Source organism: Streptomyces sp. NBC_01257, assembly GCF_035917255.1.
Taxonomy (GTDB): Bacteria; Actinomycetota; Actinomycetes; order Streptomycetales; family Streptomycetaceae; genus Streptomyces.
In genome coordinates this window covers 8,000,598-8,026,907 of record NZ_CP108472.1, presented here as the reverse complement: position 1 = coordinate 8,026,907, position 26,310 = coordinate 8,000,598, and the positions used below count along the sequence as shown (strand labels likewise).

Here is a 26,310-nt window from a genome sequence, read left to right as displayed (position 1 = left end):
GGACGAGGAGTCACCATGCAGCTGAGCAGAAGGACCCTTCTCGCCGCGGGCGGTGCCACCGTCTCCGGGGCGCTGACGGCGGGCGCGGCGCACGCCGCCGGACCATCGGCCGCGGCACGGACCGCCGACGACGACTTCGATGGCCTGCTGACCCGGGCCGAAACCCTCCTCACCGGGGGCGGGTTCGACCGGTCGGACCCGGACTTCGCGGCCGCCGTCACCGCTCTGGACGATGTGGCGAAGGAGCTGTGGAACACCCTGGACCGCAGCCCCGGACGCACCGCGCTGTGGGCCGATCTCGCCCCTGTCACCGATCCGGGGAACTTCGGGCAGAGCTACACGCGGCTGCGCTCGCTCGCCACCGCGTGGGCCACCCCCGGCACATCCCTCTCCGGCAGCACGGAGACGGCCGACGCGCTGCTCTCCGCGCTGCGGTTCACGTACGACACCGCCTACCGTCCGGACGCCCGCGAGAGCGGCAACTGGTGGTTCTGGGAGATCGGCGCGCCCCGTGCGCTGATGGACTGCTGCGTGCTGCTGCGCGAGCAGCTGCCCGCCGCCGATCTCGCGGACTATCTCGCCGTCGTCGACCGCTTCTGCCCGGACGCGGACCGCCGCACCAACTCCCCCACCCTGTCCGAGACCGGCGCGAACCGCACCGACAAGGCCGTGATCGTCGCGCTGCGGGGACTGCTCGGCAGGGACCCGGACAAGGTGGCGTCCGCCCGTGACGCGCTCTCCGACGTACGCGACGCAGGGCGCAACAGCCTGTTCCGTTATACGGGTTCGGGTGACGGGTTCTACGAGGACGGCTCGTTCGTCCAACACGACGTGGTCGCGTACACCGGCTCGTACGGCACAGTGCTGCTCGGCGGCGCCGCGTATCTGCTCTCGCTCCTCACCGGATCGCCGTGGGCGGTCGACGACCCGGACGTCTCGGTGATGTACGAGGCCGTGGAGCGGAGCTTCGCCCCGGTGGTCTTCGACGGGCTGATGATGGACGCGGTGCGCGGGCGTGCCGTGTCCCGGGAGCGGGCGGGCGACCACCGGGACGGTGCCGCGGCCGTCGCGGCGATCCTGCTCCTGGCGTCCGGCGCGCCGGCGGACCGGGCGGAGCGCTGGCGGGCACTGGCCAAGGGCTGGCTGACCCGTAACCGCACCACCCCCTTCGCCTCCCTGGCCACGCTCCCCCAACTCGCCCTGGCGAAAGCCGTCATGAACGACGCGGGCGTCCCTGCCGGGGCCCGTACGACCGGCAGTTTCGTCTTCGCCGACATGGACCGCGTGGTGCACCGGCGCCCCGGCTGGGCCTGCACCCTGTCGCTGTCATCCGAGCGGATCTCGGCCTACGAGGCGGGCAACGGCGAGAACCTGCACGGCTGGTACACCGGCGACGGCATGACGTATCTCTACGAGGGCGACGGCCTGGGGCAGTTCAACGACGGCTTCTGGCCGACCGTGGACCCGTACCGCCTGCCCGGCACCACGGTCGACCCCCGTCCGCGCACCGATCTCGGCACGGGCGCCGGCACCTCCACCTACCGCCCGGCGAACGCGGTGGCGGGCGGTGCCGTACTGGACGGCAGGTACGGGGCCGCCGCGATGGAGCTCGTCGGCGCCCCGGGCAGCACGCTGCGGGCCAGGAAATCATGGTTCCTCCTCGACAACGCCGTGGTCGCGCTCGGGGCGGGCATCTCCGCGAGCGACGGGCGGGCCATCGAGACGGTGATCGAGAACCGCAGCCTCGGCGCGGCCGGCCGCAACCGTCTGCTGGTGGACGGGGTACCGCAGTCCGCGGACCTGGGCCGGGGTGTCCGCGCGTCCCGGGCCGGCTGGGCCCATCTGGACGGCGTCGGCGGCTACGTCTTCCCCGGGGGAACCGCGCTGCGCACCCTGCGCGAGGAGCGCACCGGCACCTGGCGGGCGATCAACACCGGTGCCGACACCGGCGGTTCCGCCGATCCGGTGACCCGCCGCTATGTCACGCTCTGGACGGACCACGGGGTCTCCCCCACCGGCGCGGGGTACGCCTATGTGCTGCTGCCCGGCGCGTCGGCGGCGGCCACCGCGGTCTGGTCGCACTCCCGCCCGGTCCGGATCGTCGCCAATGACGCCACCGCGCAGGCCGTGGAGGACCGCAGGTCCGGTGTGACGGCGGTGCACTTCTGGGGCGCCGGTTCGGCGGCCGGGATCACCGCCTCCGGTCCGGCGTCGGTCCTCGTGCGGCGGCAGGGCGGGCGGGTGTCGGTCGCGGTCGCCGATCCGGGCCGGACCGGGAGCGTCGTCTCGGTCGGACTCCCCTTCCGGGTCCGGTCGGTGCACCGGGCCGATGACACCGTGACCCTCGCCCCGGGTCGCCGGCCCGTCCTCACCGTCGCCGTCGGCGGCTCCCGCGGCCACACGCACCACGCCGAACTCGTCCCGTAACCACCCCGCATACCGATCTCCAGGAGCAGCACCACCATGTCCGTCGCCCCGCATCTGCACCTGCCGCCGACCGACCGGGTCCTGTCGTCACGCACCGGCTGGACCCGGGCGCACTGGGAGGCGACCGCCGACCGGATGCTGGACGCGCTGACGCCGTACGCGACCCCCGGGTTCGCGCAGTACCGGCTGCCGGGGCGCGGCAGCTGGTCGGGTGTCGTCTCCGACGGTCTGGAGGGGTTCGCCCGGTCGTTCCTGCTCGCCGCCTGCCGCATCGCGGGCGCGGGCGGGGCGGTCGACCCCGCCCTGACCGAGCGGTACGCCGCCGGGCTCGCGGCCGGGACCGACCCGTCGAGCGGGGAGGCGTGGCCGCGGCTGACGGACTGTTCCCAGCAGATGGTGGAGGCGGCGTCGGTCGCGGTCGCGCTGCACGAGACCCGGCCGTGGATCTGGGACCGGCTGGACGCCGGGGTGCAGGAGCGGGTCGTCGACTGGTTCTCCGGTTTCGTCGGCGGCCGCACCTGGGACAACAACTGGCGGCTCTTCCAGGTGGTGTCCGAGCAGTTCCTCGCCTCGGTCGGCGCTCCGTACCGTGCGTCCGACATCGAGGAGGGGCTGGACAGGATCGAGGACTGGTACGTCGGTGACGGCTGGTACACCGACGGGGACGGCCGCAACTTCGACTACTACATCGGCTGGGCCATGCACCTGTACCCGCTGCTGTGGGCGCGGATCGCCGGTCCCGGCGGCGACGGCGGCCGGGCCGCGGCCTACCGGCAGCGCCTCGGCCGGTTCCTGGAGGACTATCCGTACTTCTTCGGGGCCGACGGCTCCCCGGTCCACCAGGGCCGTTCCCTCTCCTACCGGTTCGCCGCGCTCGCCCCGGTCTGGATGGGCGCCCTGGCCGACTGCACCCCGCTCGCCCCCGGCCTGACCCGCCGGCTCGCCTCGGGCACGCTGCGGCACTTCGTGGAGCGCGGGGTGCCGGACGAGCGGGGGCTGCTGCCCCTCGGCTGGTACGACACCTTCCTGCCGTCCACCCAGCCCTACTCAGGTCCGGCGTCACCGTACTGGGCGAGCAAGGGCTTCCTCGGGCTGCTGCTCCCCGCCGGCCACGAGGTGTGGACCGCGCGGGAACTCCCGCTGCCCGTCGAGGAGTCGGACACCTACACCGCTCTCCCCGCGCCCGGCTGGCTGCTGCACGGCACCCGGCACGACGGCATCGTCCGGCTGGTCAACCACGGCAGCGACCACAACCCGCCTGCGCCCGGCGCGGCGGACATCGAGGCCGGCACCGATCCGGACCTGGGCGCGGGCGAGGACGATCCGCACTACGCGAAGCTCGCGTACACGACGGCCACGGCACCGGAGTCCGCCCCGCACGCCCTGGCCAGGACCATCGACGGGCACCTGGCGCTGCTCGCCCCGGACGGCACCCCGTCCCGGCGCCGCCGGATCCATCCGCTGCGCTGCGAGGACCGCGTCGCCGCCTCCTGGTCGGCCGCGCGGCTGCCCGGTGACGACCGTGCGTACCGGATCGCGACGACGAGTGTGCTGCACGGCCCTTGGGAGGTGCGGGTGCACCGGGTCGAGGCGCCCGAGGGTGCGGTGGTCCGGGAGGGCGGCCACGCGGTCGCGCACACGGAGAGCCCGTTCGCCTCGTCCGGACCCGACTGGGCGCTCGCGCGCACGGCCGAGGGGCTGACGAGCGCGGTGGTCGCACTGTTCGGATGGGACGGGGGCCCGGACGGGGCCGCCGTGGCGCGTGACGTCGAGTCCAACGCGTACGGTCCGCACTCGGCGATCCCGTATCTGCGCAGCGCTCCCCGGCCGGGCGGCCGCAGCGTGCATGTCTCGCTCGTCGTGCTCTCCCGCGACCGGGTCCGTCCCGAGGCGTTGCGCACGGCCGTGCGGGTGCGGGTGGACGGCGACGCGGTGGTGCTCACCTTCCTGGACGGGCGGACGGTCGAGGCCTGAGGGCGGGCTCGGGGGGCGGGTTCAGAGTCCGAGGATGTTGTCCTCCCGCCGGTGGATGTGCCCGACGAGCTCCTGCGCCAGGGACTTGATGGTGTCGAGCCCCGCCCGCCCCCACGGGCGGGGCACGATGTCCACGGCGCAGACGGCGCCCAGGGCGATGCCCGTGCGGTCGATGAGTGGCGCCCCGAGGTAGGAGCGGATGCCTATGTCGTCGACGACCGGGTTCCCGGCGAAGCGGGGATAGTCGCAGACGTCCTCCAGGACCAGCGCCTTGCGCCGGACGACGACGTGCGGGCAGTAGCCGTGGTCGAGCGCCACATACCGCCCGCCCCGGCCGCTGCCCGCCGCCGCGGCCCCCAGGTCGGAACCCTTCCGGGTGCCCGCCGGGGTGTGCAGCCCGGCGTAGAACTGGCGGTTCCCGTCGATGAAGTTGACCATCGAGAAGGGCACCTCGGTCACTTCGGCCACCCGGTCGGCGAAGGCGTCGAAGTTGTCGAACGAGGCGTCGGGCCGCTCCCCCAGGCCGAGGCTGCGCAGCCGCTGGGTGCGGACCCGGGCGTCGCTGTCGACGGGGGTCAGCAGCAGCCGCCCGAGGGTGTGCGAGGTCGTCACGGACGGGCTCCGTAGCTTCCGTGGCCGGAGAGCGGGGCCGGTTCGGTGGTGGCGTTGATGAGGTGCTGGACCAGGGTGACCAGCGCGCCGGTGCCCGAGCTGGCGATACGGGCGTCGCAGAGGACGACCGGCACCTCCGGCGCCAGGTCCAGGGCCGCCCGCACCTCGTCGGGGCCGTAGCGGAAGGCGCCGTCGAACTCGTTGACCGCGACGATGAACCCGATGCCGCGCCGCTCGAAGAAGTCGACGGCCGCGAAGCACTCCTCCAGCCGTCGGGTGTCCGCGATCACCACCGCGCCGAGCGCGCCCTGCGAGAGCTCGTCCCACATGAACCAGAAGCGCTCCTGTCCGGGGGTGCCGAACAGATAGAGCACGTGCTGCTCGTCCAGTGTGATGCGGCCGAAGTCCATCGCCACCGTGGTGGAGGTCTTGGACTCGATGCCCTCCAGGCTGTCGGTCGCCGCGCTGACCTGGGTCAGCAGTTCCTCCGTGCTCAGCGGGGCGATCTCGCTGACCGCACCGACGAACGTCGTCTTGCCGACCCCGAAGCCGCCCGCCACCAGCACCTTGAGTGCGACGGGAAAGCCCTCGGGGCTGCCGGGGGCCTGCGCGTACCCGAACGTGCCGGTGCTGTCCGCGTATCCCCCGCCGGCCGGCGGGGCCGCGTACCCACCGCTGTCCGAATGGTGCGCATGGTCGGCATACCGTCCGTCTCCCGGGCCGTCCGCGTAGCCGACGGGTCCGGGGCTCGCGGTCCCCGCGTACGGGGCGGAGCCGTCGAAACCGTCAGAGCTGTCGTCGTAAGCCATCGAGCACTGCCTCCAGCAGGGATCGGTCGGTGGGCATGTCATGGAAGGCGGGCGGGTGCGCGGTCACGGCGCCGCAGTCGACCAGATCCGAGAGCAGGACCTTGGTGACGACCGCGGGCAGCCGCAGATGCGCGGCGATCTCGGCCACCGATGTGGGGCCGCCGCACAGCCCGAGCGCCACCGAGTGCTCGGGCCCGAGATGGGTCTGCGGGATGGCCCCGGTGGCCATCACGAGGGAGAGCAGATCGAGCACGGTCGTGGGACGGGTCCGCCCGTTGCTCACGGTGTACGGGCGGATGAGGCGGCCTGCCGCATCGTCGAGCAACGGCCCGTCCTGCGTGGCCGGCACGGTCACAGCCCCGTGGCGCCCGGCACCCCGGCCGCTTGTCTCGTCGGTGTCATGAGATACGGCCGGACGCTCTTGACCAGCATGGTCATCTCGTAGCCGAGCACGGCGGCGTCGGCGTTCCGCCCGGCGAGTACCGCCAGACAGGTGCCGGAGCCGGCCGTGGTGACGAAGAGGAGCGTCGAGTCGAGTTCCACCACCACCTGGCGGACCTCTCCGTTGTCGCCGAAGCGGGCGCCGGCGCTGCGGCCCAGCGAGTACAGGCCGGCGGCCAGCGCCGCCATGTGGTCGGCGCTGTCGGCGTCCATGCCGTGGAGGGATTTCACCAGCCCGTCGGCGGAGAGCAGGACCGCGCTGCGCGTGTAGGGCACGCGCTGTACCAGGCCGCTCAGCAGCCAGTCGAGGTCCGAGACCTGACCGGACGGCATATCGGTCGCCATGGTGCATCTACTCCTTGGTGGTGTTCACGTTGGCTTCGAGTGGTTCCTGGTCGCTGTGGAACGCGCCGGCGCCGAGGAGTTCCACGGGTGCGGCGCCGCGTACCGGCAGCGGGTCCAGGGGGTGCCGGGTGTCCGGCGCGGGGTCCTGGACCGCGAATCCGGGGACGTCGTCCGCACCGGGCTCGTCCTCCGTCTCGGCCCGCGCCTCGGCGAGGTCGATGCCCCGCCGGAAGGCCGCCACCAGACCCGGGTCGTGCAGGGTCGGCTCCTCCTCGCTGCGTGGCGCGGGAGCCTCCCTGAGCTGCGGGACCAGGTGCTCCTGGTTGGCCCGCCGGGGAAGCTGGGGGCGGCCCATCGTGCCGCGCACGACCCCGGTCTCCTGGGGCAGGGCCGGTACCGCGTCGTCCACGGCGCGGATGCCGGGGCGGGTATCGGCCGGTCCGGGCCGGTCGAGGCGCTCGGCACGCAGCGGAAGCGGGGGGCCCTCGCCCTGACGCGGTGTCTGCTGCCCCGGCCGGTGCATCCGGAGCTGCTGGTTCGGTACGTAGGCGCGGCGCTCCGGTTCGGGAGCCGGGCCGGGTTCCGGGGCCGGGCCGCGCCGGTCGGCGGTGTCGTCCTGGGGCGCCGGGCGGTGCGCGGGGCCGAGTGGCGGGACCGGGGCGCCGCCGGCCTCGCCGGATGCGTCCTCGTCGGCCCCGAGCAGGGACTGCGGGAGGACGAGGACCGCCTGGGTGCCGCCGTAGATGTTGCTCTGCAGCCGTACGGCGATGCCGTGCCTGCGGGCCAGCGAGGCCACGACGAACAGACCGATCCGGCCGTCCTGGAGGAGCCGGGCGACATTGACCTGGTCGGGATCGGCGAGCAGGGCGTTCATCCGCTTCTGCTCGTCGCCCGGCAGGCCGAGGCCGCGGTCCTCCACCTCCAGGGCGAGGCCCGCGGTGACGCGCTGGGCCCGGAGCAGGACCTGGGTGTGCGGGGCGGAGAACACGGTGGCGTTCTCGACCAGTTCGGCGAGGAGGTGGATCACGTCGGCCACGGCGTGCCCGCGGAGCGTGCCGTCGATCGGGGGTACGAGCTTGACCCGCGGGTACTGCTCGACCTCGGCGATCGCCGAGCGCAGCACCTCGGTCATCGTGACCGGGTTGCTCCACTGCCGCCGGGAGACGGCGCCGCCGAGGACGGCGAGGTTCTCCGCGTGCCGGCGGATGCGCGTGGCCAGGTGGTCGACGTGGAAGAGGCCCTTGAGCAGATCGGGGTCCTCGACCTGGTGCTCCAGCTCGTCGAGCAGCTGGATCTCCCGGTGCACCAGGGACTGGAGGCGGCGGGCGAGATTGACGAAGACCTCGACCTTCTGGTCCTCGCCGGTGTGCTCGGTGAGCCGGGCGGCCTGGACGACGGCGGCGACAGCGCTCTCCTGCTGGCGTCCGAGTTCCTGGGCCAGCAGTTCGAAGCCGTCGCTGCCGGGTGCCACGGGCTGCGGGGGCCGCCGCGCGGGCACGGGTTCGCCGTTGCGGAGCTGTTCCACCACCCGTTGCAGATCGGCCTGGCCCTGCGCACTGACCCGGCGCAGGGCCAGACAGCGGCCGAGGACGGTGGTGGCGACCCGGTTGGCCGCCAGGAAGGCGGCGGCCATCGCGGCGATCGCGAGCGCGCCGGCGGAGCCGAGCGCCACCCAGAGCTCCGTGGACGGCCGGACGGTGCCGGCCCGGGCGGTGAAGATGACGGCAGCGGCGCCGGCCAGGGCGACGGCGACGGCCGGCAGCACTGCGGTGCGCAGGAGTTGGGGGCGTATACGCGCCTCGGGGGACGGCCGGGCAGCGCGCGGTCTGGCCGCGGCCGAGTGGGAACGGGGACCCGGTCGGCCGTGCCGCCCGCCCTCTCGTCGTTCCGGTCGCGCGTCGGGTGCGCGAAGTTGAGACATCAGCGTCCTCGGTACGTGGGGCACCAGGAATCGGCATTCATGTGGTGACACCTACGGTGGTCGGTCATTCTCGGGTCATCGGCCGGGCAGGCTCGGAAAATATGAGCCCACCGTTGATCACCGGGCACACACGGTAGTCGCCCACTGCGAGGGTGCGACGTGGAGTTGTGGAACTTGCCCACCATCCGTCCCGCTCTGGTATGACCTCTCGCACAAGAGCCCGATTACGCCGGGCGGTTGGACGGTGTCCCGCACACGACACGGCAAGCCCCCTCGACCGCCGTCGAGGGGGCTTGCCGTGGGTGCCGGGTGCGCTAGGCCTTGCGGAGCCGGGCGATGATGCCGTCGAGGTCGCGGAGGAACAGCGGGACGCGGAAGAGGTGTCCGCCGGGCTCCTCGTACCACTCGTGGGCGATGCCCGCGTCGCCGAGGCGGGCGCGGAACTCCCGCTGGCCGGCGAGCACCTGGTTCTCGTTGACCTGGTCGAACCAGTTGACGGGATCGGGGCTGGTTCCCGCGACCAGGAAGACCCGCTTGTTCCGGTAGCTCTCGATCCGCTCCACCGGGTTGTCCGCGCCGACCCTGGCCTCGTCCCACAGCGGAACGCCGTAGACCGTGCCGCCGGCCAGTTCGACGGCCGCCGACGAGGCGTTGGCCCAGTGCGTGACCAGTCCCGCGTCCCGGCGCAGGCTGGCCGGTCCTGAGTGGGCGCTCACCGAGGCGAAGTGGCCGTAGTACTTGGCCGCGTACTTCAGCGCCCCGAAGCCGCCCATCGAGAATCCGGCGACGGCCCGCCCGTCGTACTCGGCGTAGGTACGGAAGTTGGCGTCGATCCAGGGCAGCAGCTGGGCGATGTGGAAGGTCTCCCAGTTCCTGGGGCCGGCGTTCGAGCTGACCGGGTTGGAGTACCAGCCCGCGTGTCCGCCGTCCGGCATCACGACGATGACCGGCCTGCCGGCCGTCCACTCCCGGATGCCCGCCCGGTCGAACGTGATGAAGTCCTGGTCCGTGCCGCCGCCGTGCAGCAGGTAGAGCACCGGGTAGCGGCGTCCGCCGGTGTGGTAACCGTCGGGAAGCAGGACGTTCACCGCGGGGTTCCAGCCGATCGCGTCGGTCGCGAACCGGTACCACCACATCCGGGGGTCGCTCTCGCCGCGTTCCACGATGCGCAGCCCGAAGCCGTCTCCGGCGGCACGGGCCGCCGACGCGGTGGCGAGGACGTTCCCGGCGCCGAGCGCCAGCGCCGCGGAGATACCGCCCACCGCCCTGATGACGCTTCTGCGGCCGGGCGGCCGCTCCTCACCGCTCATGCCGAATAGCCCTTCGGCGGGATCAGCGTGGCGAGCTGGTCGAACGAGATCCAGTAGATCTGGTTGCCGCTGAAGGACGCGGGGTCGGCGATGAGGACGGTGCGGTCCACCTCGTCGTAGCCGAAGACGGTGAAGTAGTGGTAGATCGTCTGGTCCGACGGATAGCCGGGGGGCTGGTTGCCGGGCGGCGCCACGATGTTGGTCACCAGCGGGTAGTTGCGGTCGATGTCGAAGACGATGTCGTACCAGAGCAGGTCCCGCTGGGCCTGGGTGGGCGGGTCGTTCGGCATTTCCTTGGTCTCGTACCAGCCCCCGCCGAGGTTGGCGTTGAGCACGCCGGTGACCTGGCCGATGTGGTCGGTGCCCGCCTCGGTGGTGCCGAGCTGCCAGGCCAGATCGCCCTGGCTGGGCGGGGCCATCCGGGCGGAAAGGGCGATGCGGGTGGCGGCCGGACCGCACCAGTAGCCGGTCTCCTGGACCTGGTAGTCGATCTGCAGCCAGTGGGCGCTCTGCGTGCGTCCGGCGTCGACCTGCAGCCGTGTGCCGGGCCTGTTGTGCCCGCTGACGACGGCCGTGCCGGCTTTCGAACCGCCGGCGAGCACGGAGACGGACGGGACACGGGGTGCGGCCGATGCCTGGGCCAGGGTCGGCTGGAGGAGGGCCCCGACGGCGGCGACGGCGATCGCGGTGGAGACAAGTCTCTTGCGCATGAAGGCTCCTGACGAGGGTGGGGGGTGCCTTGCGGGCAGAAACGGCTTCCGGCTTCGGGGAAGCGCTCGGCCGTGCGGTACGTCAGGGATCAGCGTCGTCGTCGCCGTGCACACGAGGCAAGCGCCGAAAGTTCAGGCTTACGACCGGAGTTGGGGAAGCCGCCCTCAGCGGCCTCGCTGCTCGGCGGCCAGCAGGGCGCGCCCTTCGGCGGTGGCGACGTGGAAGGACCGCCCGGCCCTGCGCACGGTGGCGACCAGGCCCGCCGCCCGCAGCACGTTCAGGTGCTGGCTGACGGCGGGGTGCGTCACGTCCAGGATCCGGGCCGCCTCGACGGTGGAGCAGCCGGTGCGGGTGGCGCGCAGGATGCCCGCGCGGGTGTGTCCGAGCAGGGGTCCCAGCGGACCGGAGCCCTCGGTGTCACGGGCCCCGGGGGCGGCGGGGGCCGGCACGGCCCAGTCCGGGGCGTGGTGGATGGGGTAGACGAGGACGGGCGGCAGGTCCCCGTCGGCCAGGGTGATCGGCGTCGGCCAGCAGAAGAACGAGGGCTGCAGCACGAGACCCCGGCCGCGCAGCCGCAGCTGCTGGTCGACGGGGTACGTCACTTCCAGTACGGGCGGCCGCCAGCGGAACTGCGGCCCGAGGCCCGCCAGCAGTCCCTCGGTCCCGCCGTCGAGGAGGCTGTGCAGCCGGACGGCCCGGTCGGCGTCGACGTGGGCGTGGACGCGCTGCCAGTACGGTGCGAGGGCCTCGCGCTGGTACGTACGCAGGGCTCCGCCGAGCCGCTGCAGGGCGTCGGCGTCACCACCGGCCAACGAGCGGACCCAGCCGGGTGGCTGGAGCGAGGAGGCCAGGTGCGCGAGATCGGTGCGCAGCCGTGGGCGCGGGGTGCTCAGGAGGGTGTCCACGGCCGCGTGCAGCGTGGCGCGGTCGCCGGACGTGGGGGTGAGGAAGTCCGGCGAGTAGCCGCGCGGGGGCAGTAACGAGGACAGCAGCCGGGGGCCGTCGGAGAGCCTCGGCCGCACCCAGCGGCGCCAGGCGCCGAACACGCGCTCGCCGTCGCGCCGTTGCAGGGTCTGCACGCTGTTGCTGATCTCCCAGAGGAAGTCCGGTCCGGGAGCCACCCGGACCCGTGCCAGGTCCTCGGACGTGAAGTGCACCCGCAGCATGGTCGCTCCCCGGGGAAGTGAGCATCTGCGCGCAGCGTACCGCCGTTCGAGTGCCGATCCACCCCGTGGGCCGGCCGGGCGTCCGCACCCGCGGGGCGGGGACGGTATCCGGCCGCGGGCCCCGGGCGGTCAGGCCCGGGCGGCCCGGTCGTGGTCGAGGCCGGGCGCCGCGACGGTCTCCGTACCGCCGGGAAGCTGGACGTGCACCGGCGGCCAGTTCCCCCATCCGGGGGCCGGCTCGGCCGCCACGCCGCGCCACCAGGGGTCGACGGCCGGCGGGTCGGCGGGCTCGAAGGGCTGGCCCGGCCGCGGGGACGCCATCGTCACTCCGGCGACCTGGGTGGCGCGCATCGACCATTCGGCGGGTTCGGCCCACGGGTGCAGGGCGAGGTTGAACGTCCCCCAGTGGATCGGCAGCATGACGCCCGCCGACGGGTCGCCGCCCTGGAGGTCGAGATGGGCCTGGACCCCCTCGTCGGGGCTCATGTGAATGTCCGGCCACGCTCCCGGCTCCGGCTTGCTGTCCGTCCGGTCCTTGGGCCAGTACTGGCTGTACGCGCCGATCTGGATCATGGTCGCGTCGAAGGGGCCGTGCTCGGCGCCGATCTCCGTGAAGCCGGGGAAATAGCCGGTGTCACCGCTGTGGTAGATCCGGTGCTCGGGCCCGGCGACCGCCCAGGACGCCCAGAGGGTGTGCTGCTGGTTGCGCAGACCGCGGCCGCAGAAGTGCCGGGCGGGGGTGGCGGTGAGGCTGATCCCGGCGACGGTCGTGGACTCGTTCCAGTCGAGCTCGTGGATCCGGTCGGCCGGCACGCCCCAGCGCTCCAGGTGCGCGCCGACGCCGAGCGGCACCGCGAAGACCGTGGCCGTGTCCGCGAGGGTGCGGATGGTCGGCAGGTCGAGGTGGTCGTAGTGGTCGTGCGAGATCACGACCACGTCGACCGGGCCGAGCGTGCCGAGGGGCAGCGGCGCCGGGTGCACCCGCTTGGGCCCTGCGAAGGCGAAGGGGGAACAGCGCTCGCCCCAGACCGGGTCGAAGAGCACCCGCCGGCCGTCGATCTCGGCGAGCACGCTGGAGTGCCCCATCCAGGTGATCCGCAGACCGGAGGCGGGGGGCTGGGCCAGGTCGGCGAGGGTCGTGGCGTGCACGGGCACGGTCCCGGTCGGGGCCCTGAGGACCCGCTCCTCCTTGCGGAAGTAGACCTTGGCGAACTCCAGCGCGGATCCGGACGGTCTGGTCCGGGCGCCCACCGGGTTCTGGAAGACGCCGTCGGCGAAGTTGGGGGAACGGCGGATGCGCTCCATACGGGCTCCGCCCGGGTCGGCCCCGAAGGCCGCGGGACGCAGCGCACGCAGCCGGGTGCGGAGCGGAAGCTTGGAGTCAGCGCCGGTCACAAGATCTCCTGAGGGAGTCGGTGTCGTCTCATTATGGACAGCGGGTACGACAGTGCGAGAGCGGAGCGGCCAACGGGATGGCGCCCACGACGCCGCCCCGGGAGTGCCGTGTCAGCCACGCGGCTGCCCGTACACGTGCTCGACGTGGAGCCGCAGGACGATTCGCCGGTCCCTGACCATGGCCGTGCGGAAGTCGTCCCAGTCGGGGTGCTCGCCCTGGGCGTCGCGGTAGAGCGTGATCAGCTCCTCGACGGTCGCGTCGTCGGGGTCGGCGGCCACCGGGCTGAGGTCGGCCCTGCCGTCCACGACCGTCCAGGCCCAGCGGTCCTCGCTGGTCACGTGGTAGCTCGCCCTCGGGTCCCGGAGGAGGTTCCGGGTCTTCGCCCTGCCTTCGGTGACCGAGACGCGGACGATGTGCTCCTGCGGGTAGTACCAGTGGGTGACGTTGGACAGCTGAGGTCTGCCGTCCCGCCTGAGCGTGACCAGTACGCCGCCGTTCCCCTCGGTGAGCAGCCTTAGCAGCGACTCCTGCTGTGCGTCGAATGCCGTCATGCCGGATGCAACGTCCGACGCGGCCCCAGGATTCCGCATCCGGCGTCCCTGTCGTCCCCTATCCGGCTGCTGCGGGCGGCGGAGCGGTGCGGCGGGAAAGGCCTCGTTGACAGGGTGCCGCCATCACCGGATACTGAATGGCCATTCAGTAAGAGATCGTCGAGCCGGTACCGGGGGCGGCGGGTCCGCTCCCCCGGACACCACGGCACCGCCCCGGGCCCGCCCCGATCGCAGTGACCGAGGAGTACCCCCGATGACGACGCCGCCGGTGTCCCCGCCCGCCCCGCTGATCTCGCTGACCTGGACGGACCACGTCACGGGCCGCGAGGGTCACCTCGTCGTCGACCGGCTGGTGCGCGGGGTGGCCAGCGGCGGGCTCCGCATGCGGGCGGGCTGCACGCTGGACGAGGTCGCCGGCCTGGCCCGCGGCATGACCATGAAGGAAGCCCTCCACTTCGACGCGGACGGGGCCGGGGCCCGCTACATACCGCTCGGCGGCGCCAAGGGCGGCATCGACTGCGACCCCCGCGACCCGGCGGCCTACGGCATCCTGGTGCGCTACCTGCGGGCGGTGCGGCCGTACGTGGAGAACATCTGGACCACCGGCGAGGACCTCGGGCTCACCCAGGACCTGGTCGACCGGGCCGCCGCCGAGGCCGGGCTCGTCTCGACGGTCCAGGCGGTCTATCCGCTGCTCGACGACGAGGCCGGGGCCCGGCGCCGGCTGGCCGACGCCTTCGCCGTCGCGGTGGACGGCATCGGCCTGGACGAGCTGGCCGGCGGCTGCGGGGTCGCCGAGTCCGCGCTCGCCGCGCTGGACAGGGCCGGCGTCGCCCACCGCGACGCACGGGTCTCCGTCCAGGGGGTGGGCACGATGGGCGGGGCCACCGCCAGGTTCCTGTCCCGGGCCGGGCTGCGCGTGGTCGCCGTCGCCGACGTCAAGGGCACGATCGCCAATCCGGCCGGCCTCGACGTCGAGGCGCTCCTGGCCGCCCGTGACTCCTACGGCACGGTGGACCGCGCCGCGCTGCGCGACACCGACCGGGAGCTGCCCGCCGACGCCTGGCTGGCCCAGGACGCGGACGTGCTCGTCCCCGCGGCCGTCTCCTACGCCGTCGACCTCACCAACCAGGCCAGGATCACGGCCCGCTGGGTGGTCGAGGCCGCGAACATGCCGGTCCTGCCGGAGGCCGAGGAACGGCTCACCGCGCGCGGGATCACCGTGCTGCCCGATGTCGTCGTCAACTCCGGTACCAACGCCTGGTGGTGGTGGACCCTGTTCGGCGACATCGGAGCGGACGCGGACGAGGCCTTCGCGCACATCCGCCGCTCGATGCGCGCTCTCATCGACCTCGTGCTGGCCCGCGCCGCCGCGGACGGCTGCACGCCTCGCGCGGCGGCGCACGCCGTCGTCGCCGACCGGCTGCCGGTGATGGCCGAGCGGTTCGGCTGGTACCGCTGACCGTCTGTGCCGCCCGCGTCGCTTCGCCCCGCCCGACTGCCTGGTCCTCCGGCCCCGGGTGACCAGCGAGTTGCGTTTCCGTTCCGGTCACCCGCGACACCGCACCGCCCCGGCCCGGTCGCGGGAAGGGTGCGGAGTCGGTAGCGTGCCCGCCCCCGGCCTGCCCGGGAACGGGCATTGGTTAGGGTGAAGCCGTGGCAAGGGTGCGGTTGGGAGTGGCCGAGCGGCGCGAGGAGTTGCTGCGCGCTGCCGTCGAGCAGATCGAGGTGCGGGGTGTCGCCGCGGTACGGATCGCCGACGTCGCGTCCGTGCTCGGGGTCAGCAACGCCCTGGTGCTCTACCACTTCTCCACCAAGGAGAAGCTCGTGGCCGCCGCCTTCGCGCACGCCGCCGAGGCCGATCTCGCCCATCTGCGCAAGCTGTTGAGCCGCCGCACCACGGCGGTCCGCCGGCTGCGCGCCGCCGTTCGCTGGTACGCGCCGACGGGCCAGGCCAAGGGCTGGCGGCTGTGGATCGAGGGCTGGGCGGCCTCCCTCCGCGACCCCGCCCTGCGCAACGTGGCGGGCGATCTCGACCAGCAGTGGAAGGCGGAGCTGGCCGAGGTCATCGAGGAGGGCGCGGCCGCGGGCGAGTTCCAGTGCGACGACCCGATGTCCGTGGCCTGGCGGCTGACCGCACTGCTGGACGGTCTGGCGGTGCAGATGACGTCGTACGCGGGTCCGCTGTCCCGGGCCACGATGCTGGAGTGGACCGAGGAGGCGCTCGCCCGTGAACTGGGCATCGACCACGAGGCCCTGACCGCCTGAAGCCCTGGCCCGTCCCAAGCCCCCCTTCCTTGGCGCTCTCCTTCCCGGACGCTCTCCTTCCCTGAAGCCCTCGTTCCCGAAGCCTGGCCGCCGGTCAGGTCTGGCGCAGGGGTGCGTAGGAATCGCCGTCGAGCCCGAACGTCCACGCGACGCCTTCCTTGGCGGTCCGGGTCCTCGGCGGCACGCGCAGCCAGTACGTGCGGCTGGTCCCGTCCGGCTCCGGAGTGGAGTTGACCACCTCGACCATGGCCACGTCCTCGTCACCGTCGAGCGATATCCGCCAGAGGATGCCCGTCTCGTCCCGGTGGACCGGTTCGGCGCCGGACTCGGTGAGGTAGCGGTCGTATCCGTAGAACTCCAGCATCACGCGCCGCAGTTCCGCGTTCTCCTCGGCCCGGATGCGCTCGGGGGTCAGTGCGCCCAGCTCCGCGAGGAACGCTGCGGGGACGGGCATGCCGCGCCAGGCGTACAGCGCGAAGCCGTCGCGGTAGGCGAGCGCGGGCCCCTCGCCGCAGTCGAGCCGGCCCGCCTCGTCGCGGTGGAGCGCCTCGGGGCGTTCACTGATGACCACGGTGCGCTCGTAGGGCCACCACCAGCCCGCGTTCCTCGCCACTGCCGCGAGGCCGTCGAGCCGGTCGCCCCGGCCGTCGAACGCGGCGAGCCAGGCCGCGTCGTGCTGGCCCAGGACCGCGTCGAGCAGCACCAGCCGGACAGCCGACTCGTCCTCAGGCTGCACGGCGAGACCGGCCACGACACCGGCCCGTATCCGGTCGGCGAGCGCGGACGTGGTCTCCCAGAGCTGGGCCCCGGTGGCGGACCACAGCGCGGACCAGCCGGCCGGGCCCAACTCGTCGTACATCCGGCGCCGTTCCTCCGCCCAGGGCCGGGTCCGTACGTCCTCACGCACCGAGCGCCCCGGGTCGGTCAGCTTCTCCACCGCCTCGACGGCGGCCCTGGGCGAATCGGCCCAGACGAACTCCTCCGGCTCGGCCAGACCGGCGCTGCGGTAGGCGAGCCGCACCCCGTCCTCGGCCGCGGCCCGGTCCGCCGCACCGGTCGCCGCCGCCACGGCCCGCCATGAGTCCACGTACTGCATCGGTTTCCCCGTCCCCTGTTCCTGAGTTGCTGTGCTTCCACGCGTATGCGCGTCGCTTCTGTATGCCGCGTTCGGGACGCCCGGTGCGCCCGCGGGTGTTCCCGCTTCGGCTCAGTCCGCGACGATGCGGACCGCGCCCGGTGCGTACTCGCGCTGGCGCACCACCCGGAACCAGCCCTTCGGCAGCGAGATCACCGCGTGCTCCTCGTGGACGACGCGGCCCCCGTCGGGGAGATGGAGCAGCATGGGACCGAACACCCCGCCCTCCCGGATCAGCCGGCCCGGGCCCGGCACCGCGTGCGCGTGTCCGGTGACCTCGCCGAGCGCGAGGACCAGCCGGCCGCGCCCGTCGCGCAGTTCGCCCGGTGCCTCCAGGAGGTTCGCGGGCACCGCGGACTCCTCCAGCGCCATGATCAGTACGTCGCCCTGCCGGTACACAGACGTCTCCCCTCCGCACCGGCACCCGCTGTGCCGGCCACACGGAAAACGCTACGGCGGGGGTCTGACAACGGGCCGGTGCGCGCCGTCGGCGGAGCCCGGTCGCCGCGTTGTCAGTGGGACTTGATAGACCTTGCGGACATCAACCCGTCGCCGTCATCAGGAGCTCAGGGCCATGTCCGGTGTGGACCACCTGCACGAGTTGCTCGGCCTTCCGGCCGTCGATTTCCAGACCGGGACGGAGGACGGCCCCCGGCCCGCCGCCGACGCGGTGGCCTGGCGCGTCTTCGTCGAGCCGTACGAGGACGAGGACCGCACCTGGGAGCAGGAGTTCACCGCCTTTCTGGAGGAGGTGGACCCGGCCGGCGTCCGTGCGCTGATCATCGGGCAGTGGGGCGAGTCGTACGAGGAGGACTCGTCGTACCCGATCGGTCTCGTGATCGCCGCCGCCGAGCGGCTGACGTCGCTGGAGGCGGTGTTCGTCGGCGACCTGACGATGGAGGAGGCGGAGATCTCGTGGATCCAGCAGAGCGATGTCACCGCACTCCTCACCGCTTTCCCGGCGCTGCTGGAGCTGGGGGTGCGCGGCGGGAGCGGGCTCGTCTTCCCGGCCACCGAGCACGAGCGGCTGCGTGCGCTCACCATCGAGACGGGCGGACTGCCGGTGGAGGTGGTGCGCGGGGTTCTCGACAGTGAACTGCCCGCGCTGGAGCGCCTCGACCTGTGGCTCGGCGTCTCCGCCTACGGGGGCGACACCGATGTCACGCATCTCGCCCCGCTGCTGTCGGGGACGCGTTTTCCGGCTCTGCACCATCTCGGTCTGCGCAACAGCGAGGTGGAGAACGAGATCGCGACCGCCGTCGCATCGGCGCCGCTCGTGGCCCGGCTGCGCACCCTCGACCTGTCCTGCGGCACGCTCGGCGACGAGGGTGCCGCGGCACTGCTGGAGGGCCAGCCGCTGACGCATCTCGATGTCCTCGATCTGCACCACCACTTCCTGACCGAGCCGATGGAGCGCCGGGTCGCGGAGTCGCTGGAGCCGCACGGGGTGCGGGTGGACCTGTCGGACCGCTGCAAGCCGTGGGGCGACCGCGGGGCCGCGGGCCGCTACGTCACGGTGTCGGAGTGAGAGCGCGATGACGGACATCGAGCACCCCGGCACCTTCCACGGCCTGCCGGTCTTCACCCTGCCGCCGGCGGCGGACGATGTGTCCGCGGCGTCCCTGCCCGCGGCGGACTCCGTGGCCTGGCGGCTGGACTGTGCCTGGGAGGAGCCGGCCTTCCCCGGGGTCTGGCGGCGTTTCCTGGACTCCGTCGACCCGGCCGGGGTCCGTGCGCTGCTGATCGGCCCCTGGTGGGTCGAGGACTACGGCTCCTTCGCTCCGGTGGCGGAGCTGATCAGCGCGGACGCGAGCCGCTTCCCGGCGTTGCGTGGGCTGTTCCTGGCCGATGTCGTCGGCGAGGAGTGCGAGGTGTCCTGGCTGGAGATGTCGGACGTCACCGCGCTGATCGATGCGTTCCCCCACCTGGAGGAGCTGGTGGTGCGCGGCGGCGGGGAGGCGGACCACACGCTGGGGAAACTGCGGCTGCGCCCGGTGCGCCATCAGGCGCTGAAATCGCTGCGGTTCGAGTCCGGAGGTCTGCCCGGGCCCGTCGTCCGCGCGCTCGGCGCGAGCGAACTGCCCGCGCTGGAGCGGCTGGAGCTCTGGTTCGGTGCCTCGTGGTACGGCGGTGACGCCACCGTGGAGGACATGAGGCCGCTCCTCGCGGGCGGCGGCTTTCCCCGGCTGCGCCATCTCGGCCTCCAGAACAGCGAGATCCAGGACGAGATCGCCGCGGCGGTGGCGTCCGCGCCGGTCGTCGCGCAGTTGGAGTCGCTCTCGCTCGCCATGGGAACGCTCAGCGACACGGGCGCCCTGGCCCTGCTCGACGGTCAGCCGCTCACCCATCTGACCTCTCTCGACCTGCACCACCACTACCTCACCGATCCGGTGATGGCGCGCGTCCGTGAGCTGTGTGCCCGCGAGGGCGTCCACGTGGACCTCGCCGAGGCGGACTACTGGGATCCCGAGGACGACGAGCCCCGTTATGTCGCGGTCAGCGAGTAGCGCGCCGCGCCTGGTGGTCGTCGGCAATCCCGGCAACCGCCGGGTCGGCCTCTTCCAGGACGCGGTGCGGGCCGCCGGGCTGCCGCCGGCCCGTACGGTGTCGTGGCTCGACGTCCTGAAGGGCGACGCGGCCTTCCGGGCCGGGGAGACCGTGCGTGTCGAGTCGCCTGGCGAGGACGCCGAGGTCGAGCGGCTGCTGCGCGATGTCGACGACCCGACCCGGGTGGAGGGCTCGGCCCTCTGGTACGCACGCTTCACCTCCGCCGTACGAGAGGTGGCCCGGGCGGCGACGGCCGCGGGCGCCGTCCTGCTGGACGGCCCCGGCGACATCGCGGTGCTGTTCGACAAGCGGCTGTGCCACGGTGTCCTGGCCGCGGCGGGCGTCCCCGTTCCCGCATCGCCCACATCGGGACCGGCCGCGCCCGCCGTGCGGGACTGGGCCGATGTGCGTGAGCTGATGGCGGACCACCGCATGCCGCGCGTGTTCGTGAAGCCCGCGCACGGGTCCTCCGCGTCCGGGGTGATGGCCCTGGAGACGGCCGGCCCCGGCCGGGTCCGGGCGACCACCTCGGTCGAGCGCGACCCGGCCGGCCGCCTCTACAACTCCCTCCGGGTACGCCGCTGCACGACGGAGCGCGAGGTCGCGGCGATCGTCGACGCGCTCGCGCCGGACGGTCTGCACGTCGAACGGTGGCTGCCGAAGGCCTCGCAGCGGGGCCGGGTCGCGGATCTGCGCGTCGTGGTGGTCGACGGCCGCGCCACCCATGCCGTCGTCCGCACCAGCCGCTCCCCCATGACCAATCTGCATCTCGGCGGCGCCCGCGGCGATCTGGACGAGGTGCGGGCCGCCGTCGCGGCGGCGGGCGGCAGCTGGGCCGGGGCGCTGGCCGTGTGCGAGCAGGCCGCCGCCGCCTTCCCGGACACGCTGTGCGTGGGCGTCGACCTGCTGCCCGCGACCGGCTGGCGGCGTTTCGCCGTCGGCGAGGTCAACGCCTTCGGTGATCTGCTGCCGCGGCTGACCGGTCTGCCGGGCAGCGGCGCCGAGGGCCTGGACACCTACGCGGCGCAGGTCGCCGCCGTACTGAACCGATCAAGGAACCACCGTGTCAGCGCACCGTCCTGAACCCCCCTCCGGCGTCATGGCCGCCACCGGTCCCGACATGAGCGAGGTCGTGGGCAGCCACGATCTGCTGCTCGTCACCCTGGACACCCTGCGGTACGACGTGGCGGCGGAGCTCGCCGCCGCCGGGCGCATCCCGCATCTGGCCCGGCATCTTCCGGGCGGCGTGTGGGAGAAGCGCCACGCCCCGGGCAGCTTCACCTTCGCCTCGCACCAGGCGATCTTCGCCGGGTTCCTGCCCACCCCCGCCTCCCCCGGCCCGCACCCCCGGCTGTTCGCCGCACGGTTCGCCGGCAGTGAGACGACGGCGGAGCGCACCTTCGTCTTCGACACGCCCGATCTGGTCTCGGGCCTGGCGCGGACCGGCTATCGCACGGTGTGCATCGGCGGAGTGGGGTTCTTCAACCAACGGGCGCCACTGGGCTCGGTGCTGCCCGGAATGTTCCAGGAGGCGCACTGGGAGCCGGAGTTCGGTGTCGCCTCGCCGACCTCGTTCGAGGCCCAGGTGGCCCGCGCCGAGCAGGTGGTCGGAGAGCTCCCGGCCGGCCAGAGGCTCTTCCTCTTCGTGAACGTGTCGGCCCTGCACCAGCCGAACTGGTTCCACCGCCCGGGTGCCACCCGCGACGCGGGCGACACCCGCGCCACCCACGCCGCCGCGCTGGAGTACGTGGACGCCCACATCGGGCGCCTCTTCGCCGCCGTGAGCAGTCGCCGCCGCGCCTTCGCCATCGTCTGCTCCGACCACGGCACGGCGTACGGCGACGACGGCTACACCGGTCACCGGCTCGGTCACGAGTCCGTGTGGACCGTTCCGTACGCGCACTTCTTCCTGGAACCGGGGGCCTCCGCACGATGACCGGCCTGCACACCGTCCGCCCGTACCAGAGCTACGTCTACGCCTATCCGCACAAGACGGCGTACAGCAGACTCTCCGAGCACCCCGAGGGGCGGCCCGCGCTGAGCGAGCTGTGGGCGGGTGAGCGCAAGGACGCGCTCTCGCTCTATCTCCACATACCCTTCTGCGAGGTCCGCTGCGGCTTCTGCAACCTCTTCACCCGGATCGGCGCGCCGGACGAGCTCACCACCCGCTACCTCGACGCGCTGGACCGGCAGGCGTCGGCCGTGCGGCACGCCCTGGGCCACGAGGAACCGGTGCGCTTCGCCGCCGCCGCGTTCGGCGGCGGGACACCCACGTACCTGACGGCGGGCGAGCTGGAGCGGCTGTGCGACATCGCGGAGAAGCGCATGGGCGCCGATCTGCGCTCCGTGCCGCTGTCCGTGGAGACCTCGCCGTCGACCGCCACCGCCGACCGGCTGGCCGTCCTGGCCGACCGGGGGACGACCAGGATCAGCATCGGGGTGCAGAGCTTCGTCGAGGCCGAGGCCCGGGCGGCGGTCCGTCCGCAGCGCCGCGCCGATGTGGAGAAGGCCCTCGGACTGATCAGGGAGACCCGCATCCCGCTCCTCAACATCGACCTGATCTACGGCATCGACGGCCAGACCGGGCGCAGCTGGCGCACCTCACTGGACGCGGCTCTGGAGTGGCGGCCCGAGGAGCTGTATCTGTACCCGCTGTACGTGCGTCCGCTGACCGGACTGGGCCGGCTCGGGGCCGCCGGGGAGGCGGCGGCGGACGCGGCCTGGGACGAGCAGCGGCTGCGGCTGTACCGGGCCGGCCGCGATCATCTCCTCTCCCACGGCTACGAGCAGGTGTCGATGCGCATGTTCCGCCGCGCGGACGCCCCGCGGACGGACGGCCCCGACGACTACGCCTGCCAGACGGACGGCATGATCGGCCTGGGCTGCGGCGCCCGTTCGTACACCTCGCGGCTGCACTACTCCTTCGACTACGCGGTGGAGATGCGCGAGGTGCGGGCGATCATCGACGGCTACACCGCCACCGAGGACTTCTCGCACGCGGAGGTGGGACGGTTCACCGACGGGGACGAGGCGCGCCGCCGTCACCTCCTGCAGTCCGTGCTGCAGGCCGAGGGGCTGCACGTGTCCGAGTACCGCGAGCGTTTCGGTACGTCGCCCCACGAGGACTTCCCCGAGGAGCTGGCGCGGTTCGGGGACCGGGGCTGGCTCGACGCGGGCGCGGCGGCCGGCGGCCTGCTGCGGCTGTCCCCCGAGGGCCTCGCCCACTCCGACGCGCTGGGCCCCGACCTCTTCTCCCCCGCCGTACGGGCCGCGATGGCCGCGTACGAGCTGAAGTGAGCCCCGTATGGACCTGACGATCCTCTACCGCGGCCCCCTCGCGTCGTGCGACTACGACTGCCCCTACTGCCCGTTCGCCAAGCGGCGTGACAGCCGGGAGCAGCTGCGGGCCGACCGGGCCGCGCTGGAGCGGTTCACGGCGTGGGCGGCGGCGCAGACCGGGGACCGGATCTCGGTGCTGTTCACACCGTGGGGCGAGGGCCTGGTGCGCTCCTGGTACCGCCGGGCACTGGTCGAGCTGTCCCGGCTGCCGCACATCCGCCGGGTGGCGATCCAGACGAACCTCAGCGGCCGTACGCAGTGGCTGGCCGCCGCGGGCACGGCGGGCCGCGACAAGATCGCGCTCTGGTGCACGTACCACCCGGGCCAGACACCGTACGAGCGTTTCCTCGCCCGGTGCGGGGAGCTGGCGTCCCTGGGGATCCGGCACAGCGTGGGGGTGGTCGGTCTCGACGGCCATCTCGACGAGGCGCGGCGGCTGCGGGCGGCCCTGCCCGACGAGGTCTACCTCTGGGTCAACGCCGCCGAGGGGCACACCTACACGGACGAGGAGGCGGACCGGTGGACGGCGGTCGACCCGCTGTTCCCGTACAGCCGCCATCCGCACCGCTCGGCCGGTCTGCCGTGCCGGACCGGTGAGTCGGTGATCTCGGTGGACGGTGACGGCACGGTGCGCCGCTGCCATTTCGTCCGGGCCGAGCTCGGCAATCTCTACGACGGCAGCTACCGCCGGGCGCTGGGGCCGCGGGCCTGCCCGCTGGCCGTCTGCGACTGCCACATCGGCTATGTGCACCTGGAGACGCTGCCGCTGTACGACGTCTTCGCGGGCGGTGTACTGGAGCGCATACCGGCGACGCCCCCGCCGGCGTCAGTCCCCCCGGGCACCCCGGCCGGTGGTCCGGGTACCCGGGGGGACTGAGGACAGCGGGGTCCCTCAGAGAGGCAGCAGGTCGGGCCGCTTGGCCCCGACGTGGTCCCCCGAGGACTCGCCGCGCAACCGCCTGCCGATCCACGGGACCAGGTACTCGCGCGCCCAGTGGATGTCGTCGCGCCGTACTTCGAATGTTCCGCGCTGCACCTGCGGCGGCCACGCCTGGTCCGGGTCGGCCGGCACGTCAAGGCCGAGGACCTGGGCGGCGCGCAGCGCGACCCGGGTGTGTCCCTCGGGCGACAGGTGCAGCCGGTCGTCGTCCCAGGCCCGCCGGTCCTGCACCGAGCGCAGGGACCAGAGGTCGAGGACGGGGCAGTCGTAGCGGTCGGCGATGGACCGCACATGGGCCGTGTAGGTGGCGATCTTGCCGCGCAGATGGCGCAGCACGGGAACGTTGCGGGTGTCGAAGCCGGTGGTGACCATGACGGTGCCGACCGACCTGGTCAGTTCGGCGACCGCGCGCTCGAAGCGTTCGGCCACGTCGTCGGGGTCGGTGCCCGGCCGGATGATGTCGTTGCCGCCCGCGCAGAAGCTCACCAGATCGGGGGCGAGTTCCCTGGCGCGCGGCACCTGCTCCTCGACTATCTGGTCGAGGAGGCGTCCTCGTACGGCGAGATTGGCGTATCGGAAATTCCCGTGCGCGGGGCCCGTGGCGCCCGTCGCGCCGGTGCCCGGGAGCTGGTCCGCGAGGAGTACCGCGAACCGGTCGGCCCAGCCGACGAACGTTCCGTCCGGGCCGGGGTCGCCGACTCCCTCGGTGAAGCTGTCGCCAATCGCCGCGTACGACCCGATGGCGCCCTGTCTGTTGTTGACGCCCTGCTGGATGTTGTTCGAATCGTCTGCCACAAGGGCTTATCCTGCACCGCCGAATGTGACCTACGCGACCGTAATAAGGGGTTGACGGGTGGTGAGATAGACCACCCGGTCAGTTTTTGGTAAAGGGGGAATAAGCAGAGGGACGGTGCGCCGCCGCACACCGTCCCTCTATGCATTGCTCAGGCCCGGATCACCGGACCGGTGTTGCTGGATCAGACGTTGATCCCGTGCGACGCCAGGTAGGCGATCGGGTCGATGTCCGAGCCGTACGCCGGGCCCGTGCGGACCTCGAAGTGGAGGTGCGGGCCGGTGGCGTTGCCGGTGGCGCCGGAGAGGCCGACCTGCTGGCCCGCGGTCACGGTCTGGCCCGCCGAGACGGAGAGCGAGGACATGTGGCCGTACTGCGAGTAGTGGCCGTCGGCGTGCTTGATGACGACCTCGTTGCCGTACGCGCCGCCCCAGCCGGCGGTGACGACGGTGCCGGAGGTGATGGCCTTCACGCTCGTGCCGGTGGCGACGGGGAAGTCGATGCCGGTGTGGCTGCCGCTGGACCAGCTGGCGCCGGAGGCACGGTAGGCGGTGGTGTGGTTGCCCGGGACCGGGTGGACGTAGCCGGAGCTGTCGCTCTGGGTCGCCGGGGCCGAGGTCTCCTTGGAGGAGGAGGCGTCGGAGGAGGACGAGTTGGAGACCGTGGAGGCCTTCGTCTCGGTCTTCGCCGGGGCCTTGGAGGGGGCCTTCGACGGGGTGGTGGCGCCGGTGGAGGTCTGCGCCGCGGACTTGCCGCCGAGCGTCAGCTTCATGCCCGGGAAGATCAGGCTCGGGTCGTCGCCGACGACCTTGCGGTTGTCCTGGTACAGCTTCTCCCAGCCGCCCTTGAGCTTGTGCTGGGCGGCGATCTTCGAGAGGTAGTCGCCGGAGACCACGGAGTACGTCCTGGAGCCGGCCTGCTCCTTCGCCACCGGCTTGGCCGGGGTGGCGTGCGTGGCGGCGGCCGACTTCGAGGTCGCGGGAGCGGCCTGCTCCGCGGCGTTGGCACCGGTGGCGCCGAGCAGCGGAAGCGCGATGACGGCTCCGCCGGCACTCGCGACGACGACGCCACGGGCGATGGTGCTGGACTTGGGACGGCGGTGCTTACCCGATATGGGCATGAAGGTTTTCCTCTCCGGCGCCTGCGAGGTGAGCTGTCGGGTTCGGACTGGAGATGTCCGGTCGCGACTGGCGCGACTTCACCCCGAGCCGGCCGGATTACCCGGTCGGCGGCTTACCTGGTTCCCCCGCTCCTGCCACGCGGTGAGTGGGTGCGAATTCCGGACGGCGGCAGGATTAGGCGGTCCGTCCGGATTGACAGCGAACGTAAGCGAGCCGGGACGGCGGAAACAAGCCACGGGTTCCTCATCGGATTCCGGGCCGGAAATTCGGTGCGGAATTCCGGTCACACTCCGTGGATTACGGATCTTGGCTTTCCGCGCGGTGCACGGACTACCCCACCGCGGCATCACCACACACCGTCACGGATATGATCCCGCTCACGAGAGGGTCATCATCTCCCGCATAAGCGGGGCATGTTCGACTAAATGCCTCAATACGGACATGTCATGCCCACCGCCCTCCCCCGATCGGGACATCCACCCGGGACCGACCCCCGCGCGAGGG

24 protein-coding genes and 1 riboswitch are annotated in these 26,310 nt (G+C 72.8%); of the genes, 10 read left to right on the top strand and 14 right to left on the bottom strand.

Annotation, left to right across the window (positions count from 1 at the left end):
- The first annotated feature begins 15 nt into the window (after positions 1–15).
- Positions 16–2,427, top strand: a complete 2,412-nt coding sequence (locus OG408_RS35055) for a polysaccharide lyase 8 family protein (RefSeq protein WP_326673663.1) — start codon at positions 16–18, stop codon at positions 2,425–2,427.
- A 36-nt stretch (positions 2,428–2,463) separates the two neighbouring features.
- Entirely contained in the window at positions 2,464–4,401 is a 1,938-nt protein-coding gene (locus OG408_RS35050; protein ID WP_326673662.1) for a DUF2264 domain-containing protein, read from the top strand.
- A 21-nt stretch (positions 4,402–4,422) separates the two neighbouring features.
- Here the strand turns inward: OG408_RS35050 and OG408_RS35045 are convergent, their stop codons facing one another.
- The 10 genes from OG408_RS35045 to OG408_RS35000 all read right to left on the bottom strand — a co-directional run bounded on the left by OG408_RS35045 (position 4,423) and on the right by OG408_RS35000 (position 13,663).
- Positions 4,423–5,013 carry a GAF domain-containing protein gene (locus OG408_RS35045; RefSeq protein WP_266785589.1) on the bottom strand — a complete coding sequence of 197 codons (591 nt, stop codon included), beginning with the start codon at positions 5,011–5,013 and terminating at the stop codon, positions 4,423–4,425.
- On the bottom strand, positions 5,010–5,579 hold the full coding sequence (locus OG408_RS35040) for a GTP-binding protein (protein ID WP_266786617.1): 570 nt from the start codon (positions 5,577–5,579) through the stop codon (positions 5,010–5,012). Before OG408_RS35040 ends, OG408_RS35045 begins: the two co-directional genes overlap by 4 nt.
- Positions 5,580–5,799: 220 nt before the next feature.
- Positions 5,800–6,171, bottom strand: coding sequence for a DUF742 domain-containing protein (locus tag OG408_RS35035; RefSeq protein ID WP_266785587.1), 372 nt, complete (start codon positions 6,169–6,171; stop codon positions 5,800–5,802).
- 2 nt (positions 6,172–6,173) lie between these two features.
- Positions 6,174–6,608: a roadblock/LC7 domain-containing protein gene (locus OG408_RS35030; RefSeq protein WP_266785585.1), complete on the bottom strand. Its 435-nt coding sequence runs from the start codon at positions 6,606–6,608 to the stop codon at positions 6,174–6,176.
- A gap of 7 nt (positions 6,609–6,615) precedes the next feature.
- Positions 6,616–8,529 (bottom strand): sensor histidine kinase, encoded by a 1,914-nt coding sequence (locus tag OG408_RS35025; protein WP_326673661.1) that lies wholly within the window; start codon positions 8,527–8,529, stop codon positions 6,616–6,618.
- A gap of 314 nt (positions 8,530–8,843) precedes the next feature.
- Positions 8,844–9,839, bottom strand: coding sequence for an alpha/beta hydrolase (locus tag OG408_RS35020; protein ID WP_326673660.1), 996 nt, complete (start codon positions 9,837–9,839; stop codon positions 8,844–8,846).
- Entirely contained in the window at positions 9,836–10,549 is a 714-nt protein-coding gene (locus tag OG408_RS35015) for a C39 family peptidase (protein WP_266785579.1), read from the bottom strand. The genes OG408_RS35020 and OG408_RS35015 overlap by 4 nt, the downstream gene beginning before the upstream one ends.
- Before the next feature lie 165 nt (positions 10,550–10,714).
- Positions 10,715–11,716, bottom strand: a complete 1,002-nt coding sequence (locus OG408_RS35010) for an ArsR/SmtB family transcription factor (RefSeq protein ID WP_326673659.1) — start codon at positions 11,714–11,716, stop codon at positions 10,715–10,717.
- Between the two features lie 129 nt (positions 11,717–11,845).
- Positions 11,846–13,111, bottom strand: coding sequence for an MBL fold metallo-hydrolase (locus OG408_RS35005; RefSeq protein WP_266785575.1), 1,266 nt, complete (start codon positions 13,109–13,111; stop codon positions 11,846–11,848).
- Positions 13,112–13,222: 111 nt separating this feature from the next.
- Complete coding sequence (locus OG408_RS35000; protein ID WP_266785573.1) at positions 13,223–13,663, bottom strand: PPOX class F420-dependent oxidoreductase; 441 nt, start codon at positions 13,661–13,663, stop codon at positions 13,223–13,225.
- Positions 13,664–13,916: 253 nt separating this feature from the next.
- Here OG408_RS35000 and OG408_RS34995 point away from each other — a divergent pair, with 253 nt between their 5' ends.
- Together OG408_RS34995 and OG408_RS34990 are read left to right on the top strand one after the other, a co-directional pair.
- Entirely contained in the window at positions 13,917–15,125 is a 1,209-nt protein-coding gene (locus tag OG408_RS34995) for a glutamate dehydrogenase (RefSeq protein WP_285564206.1), read from the top strand.
- 215 nt (positions 15,126–15,340) lie between these two features.
- Positions 15,341–15,931 (top strand): TetR/AcrR family transcriptional regulator, encoded by a 591-nt coding sequence (locus tag OG408_RS34990; protein WP_285564310.1) that lies wholly within the window; start codon positions 15,341–15,343, stop codon positions 15,929–15,931.
- Positions 15,932–16,025: 94 nt separating this feature from the next.
- On the opposite strand, the gene OG408_RS34985 is transcribed toward OG408_RS34990, so the two are convergent.
- Both OG408_RS34985 and OG408_RS34980 read right to left on the bottom strand, forming a co-directional pair.
- Positions 16,026–17,027: a DUF6745 domain-containing protein gene (locus tag OG408_RS34985; RefSeq protein WP_266785569.1), complete on the bottom strand. Its 1,002-nt coding sequence runs from the start codon at positions 17,025–17,027 to the stop codon at positions 16,026–16,028.
- A 111-nt stretch (positions 17,028–17,138) separates the two neighbouring features.
- Positions 17,139–17,465 carry a hypothetical protein gene (locus OG408_RS34980; protein ID WP_136330525.1) on the bottom strand — a complete coding sequence of 109 codons (327 nt, stop codon included), beginning with the start codon at positions 17,463–17,465 and terminating at the stop codon, positions 17,139–17,141.
- Between the two features lie 175 nt (positions 17,466–17,640).
- Here OG408_RS34980 and OG408_RS34975 point away from each other — a divergent pair, with 175 nt between their 5' ends.
- Genes OG408_RS34975 through OG408_RS34950 form a run of 6 tightly spaced genes read left to right on the top strand, consistent with a single transcriptional unit; the run spans position 17,641 to position 23,829 of the window.
- Positions 17,641–18,594: an STM4015 family protein gene (locus OG408_RS34975; RefSeq protein WP_326673658.1), complete on the top strand. Its 954-nt coding sequence runs from the start codon at positions 17,641–17,643 to the stop codon at positions 18,592–18,594.
- A 7-nt stretch (positions 18,595–18,601) separates the two neighbouring features.
- Positions 18,602–19,573 carry an STM4015 family protein gene (locus OG408_RS34970; RefSeq protein ID WP_326673657.1) on the top strand — a complete coding sequence of 324 codons (972 nt, stop codon included), beginning with the start codon at positions 18,602–18,604 and terminating at the stop codon, positions 19,571–19,573.
- Positions 19,554–20,696 (top strand): STM4014 family protein, encoded by a 1,143-nt coding sequence (locus OG408_RS34965; RefSeq protein ID WP_326673656.1) that lies wholly within the window; start codon positions 19,554–19,556, stop codon positions 20,694–20,696. The genes OG408_RS34970 and OG408_RS34965 overlap by 20 nt, the downstream gene beginning before the upstream one ends.
- Before the next feature lie 37 nt (positions 20,697–20,733).
- Positions 20,734–21,549 carry an STM4013/SEN3800 family hydrolase gene (locus OG408_RS34960; protein WP_326674638.1) on the top strand — a complete coding sequence of 272 codons (816 nt, stop codon included), beginning with the start codon at positions 20,734–20,736 and terminating at the stop codon, positions 21,547–21,549.
- Complete coding sequence (locus OG408_RS34955; RefSeq protein ID WP_326673655.1) at positions 21,546–22,910, top strand: STM4012 family radical SAM protein; 1,365 nt, start codon at positions 21,546–21,548, stop codon at positions 22,908–22,910. The genes OG408_RS34960 and OG408_RS34955 overlap by 4 nt, the downstream gene beginning before the upstream one ends.
- A gap of 7 nt (positions 22,911–22,917) precedes the next feature.
- Positions 22,918–23,829, top strand: coding sequence for an STM4011 family radical SAM protein (locus OG408_RS34950; RefSeq protein ID WP_326673654.1), 912 nt, complete (start codon positions 22,918–22,920; stop codon positions 23,827–23,829).
- Between the two features lie 15 nt (positions 23,830–23,844).
- On the opposite strand, the gene OG408_RS34945 is transcribed toward OG408_RS34950, so the two are convergent.
- Positions 23,845–24,687 (bottom strand): SGNH/GDSL hydrolase family protein, encoded by an 843-nt coding sequence (locus OG408_RS34945; protein ID WP_266785559.1) that lies wholly within the window; start codon positions 24,685–24,687, stop codon positions 23,845–23,847.
- A gap of 182 nt (positions 24,688–24,869) precedes the next feature.
- Positions 24,870–25,805, bottom strand: a complete 936-nt coding sequence (locus OG408_RS34940) for a M23 family metallopeptidase (protein WP_266785558.1) — start codon at positions 25,803–25,805, stop codon at positions 24,870–24,872.
- 3 nt (positions 25,806–25,808) lie between these two features.
- Positions 25,809–25,968: riboswitch (cyclic di-AMP (ydaO/yuaA leader) on the bottom strand.
- Positions 25,969–26,310: the final 342 nt, after the last annotated feature.

Coding starts and splice junctions, on each gene's coding strand:
- OG408_RS35055 (WP_326673663.1), top strand. CDS start 16: ATGCAGCTGAGCAGAAGGACCCTTCTCGCCGCGGGCGGTGCCACCGTC.
- OG408_RS35050 (WP_326673662.1), top strand. CDS start 2,464: ATGTCCGTCGCCCCGCATCTGCACCTGCCGCCGACCGACCGGGTCCTG.
- OG408_RS35030 (WP_266785585.1), bottom strand. CDS start 6,608: ATGGCGACCGATATGCCGTCCGGTCAGGTCTCGGACCTCGACTGGCTG.
- OG408_RS35025 (WP_326673661.1), bottom strand. CDS start 8,529: ATGTCTCAACTTCGCGCACCCGACGCGCGACCGGAACGACGAGAGGGC.
- OG408_RS35020 (WP_326673660.1), bottom strand. CDS start 9,839: ATGAGCGGTGAGGAGCGGCCGCCCGGCCGCAGAAGCGTCATCAGGGCG.
- OG408_RS35015 (WP_266785579.1), bottom strand. CDS start 10,549: ATGCGCAAGAGACTTGTCTCCACCGCGATCGCCGTCGCCGCCGTCGGG.
- OG408_RS35010 (WP_326673659.1), bottom strand. CDS start 11,716: ATGCTGCGGGTGCACTTCACGTCCGAGGACCTGGCACGGGTCCGGGTG.
- OG408_RS35000 (WP_266785573.1), bottom strand. CDS start 13,663: ATGACGGCATTCGACGCACAGCAGGAGTCGCTGCTAAGGCTGCTCACC.
- OG408_RS34995 (WP_285564206.1), top strand. CDS start 13,917: ATGACGACGCCGCCGGTGTCCCCGCCCGCCCCGCTGATCTCGCTGACC.
- OG408_RS34985 (WP_266785569.1), bottom strand. CDS start 17,027: ATGCAGTACGTGGACTCATGGCGGGCCGTGGCGGCGGCGACCGGTGCG.
- OG408_RS34975 (WP_326673658.1), top strand. CDS start 17,641: ATGTCCGGTGTGGACCACCTGCACGAGTTGCTCGGCCTTCCGGCCGTC.
- OG408_RS34970 (WP_326673657.1), top strand. CDS start 18,602: ATGACGGACATCGAGCACCCCGGCACCTTCCACGGCCTGCCGGTCTTC.
- OG408_RS34965 (WP_326673656.1), top strand. CDS start 19,554: ATGTCGCGGTCAGCGAGTAGCGCGCCGCGCCTGGTGGTCGTCGGCAAT.
- OG408_RS34960 (WP_326674638.1), top strand. CDS start 20,734: ATGAGCGAGGTCGTGGGCAGCCACGATCTGCTGCTCGTCACCCTGGAC.
- OG408_RS34955 (WP_326673655.1), top strand. CDS start 21,546: ATGACCGGCCTGCACACCGTCCGCCCGTACCAGAGCTACGTCTACGCC.
- OG408_RS34950 (WP_326673654.1), top strand. CDS start 22,918: ATGGACCTGACGATCCTCTACCGCGGCCCCCTCGCGTCGTGCGACTAC.
- OG408_RS34940 (WP_266785558.1), bottom strand. CDS start 25,805: ATGCCCATATCGGGTAAGCACCGCCGTCCCAAGTCCAGCACCATCGCC.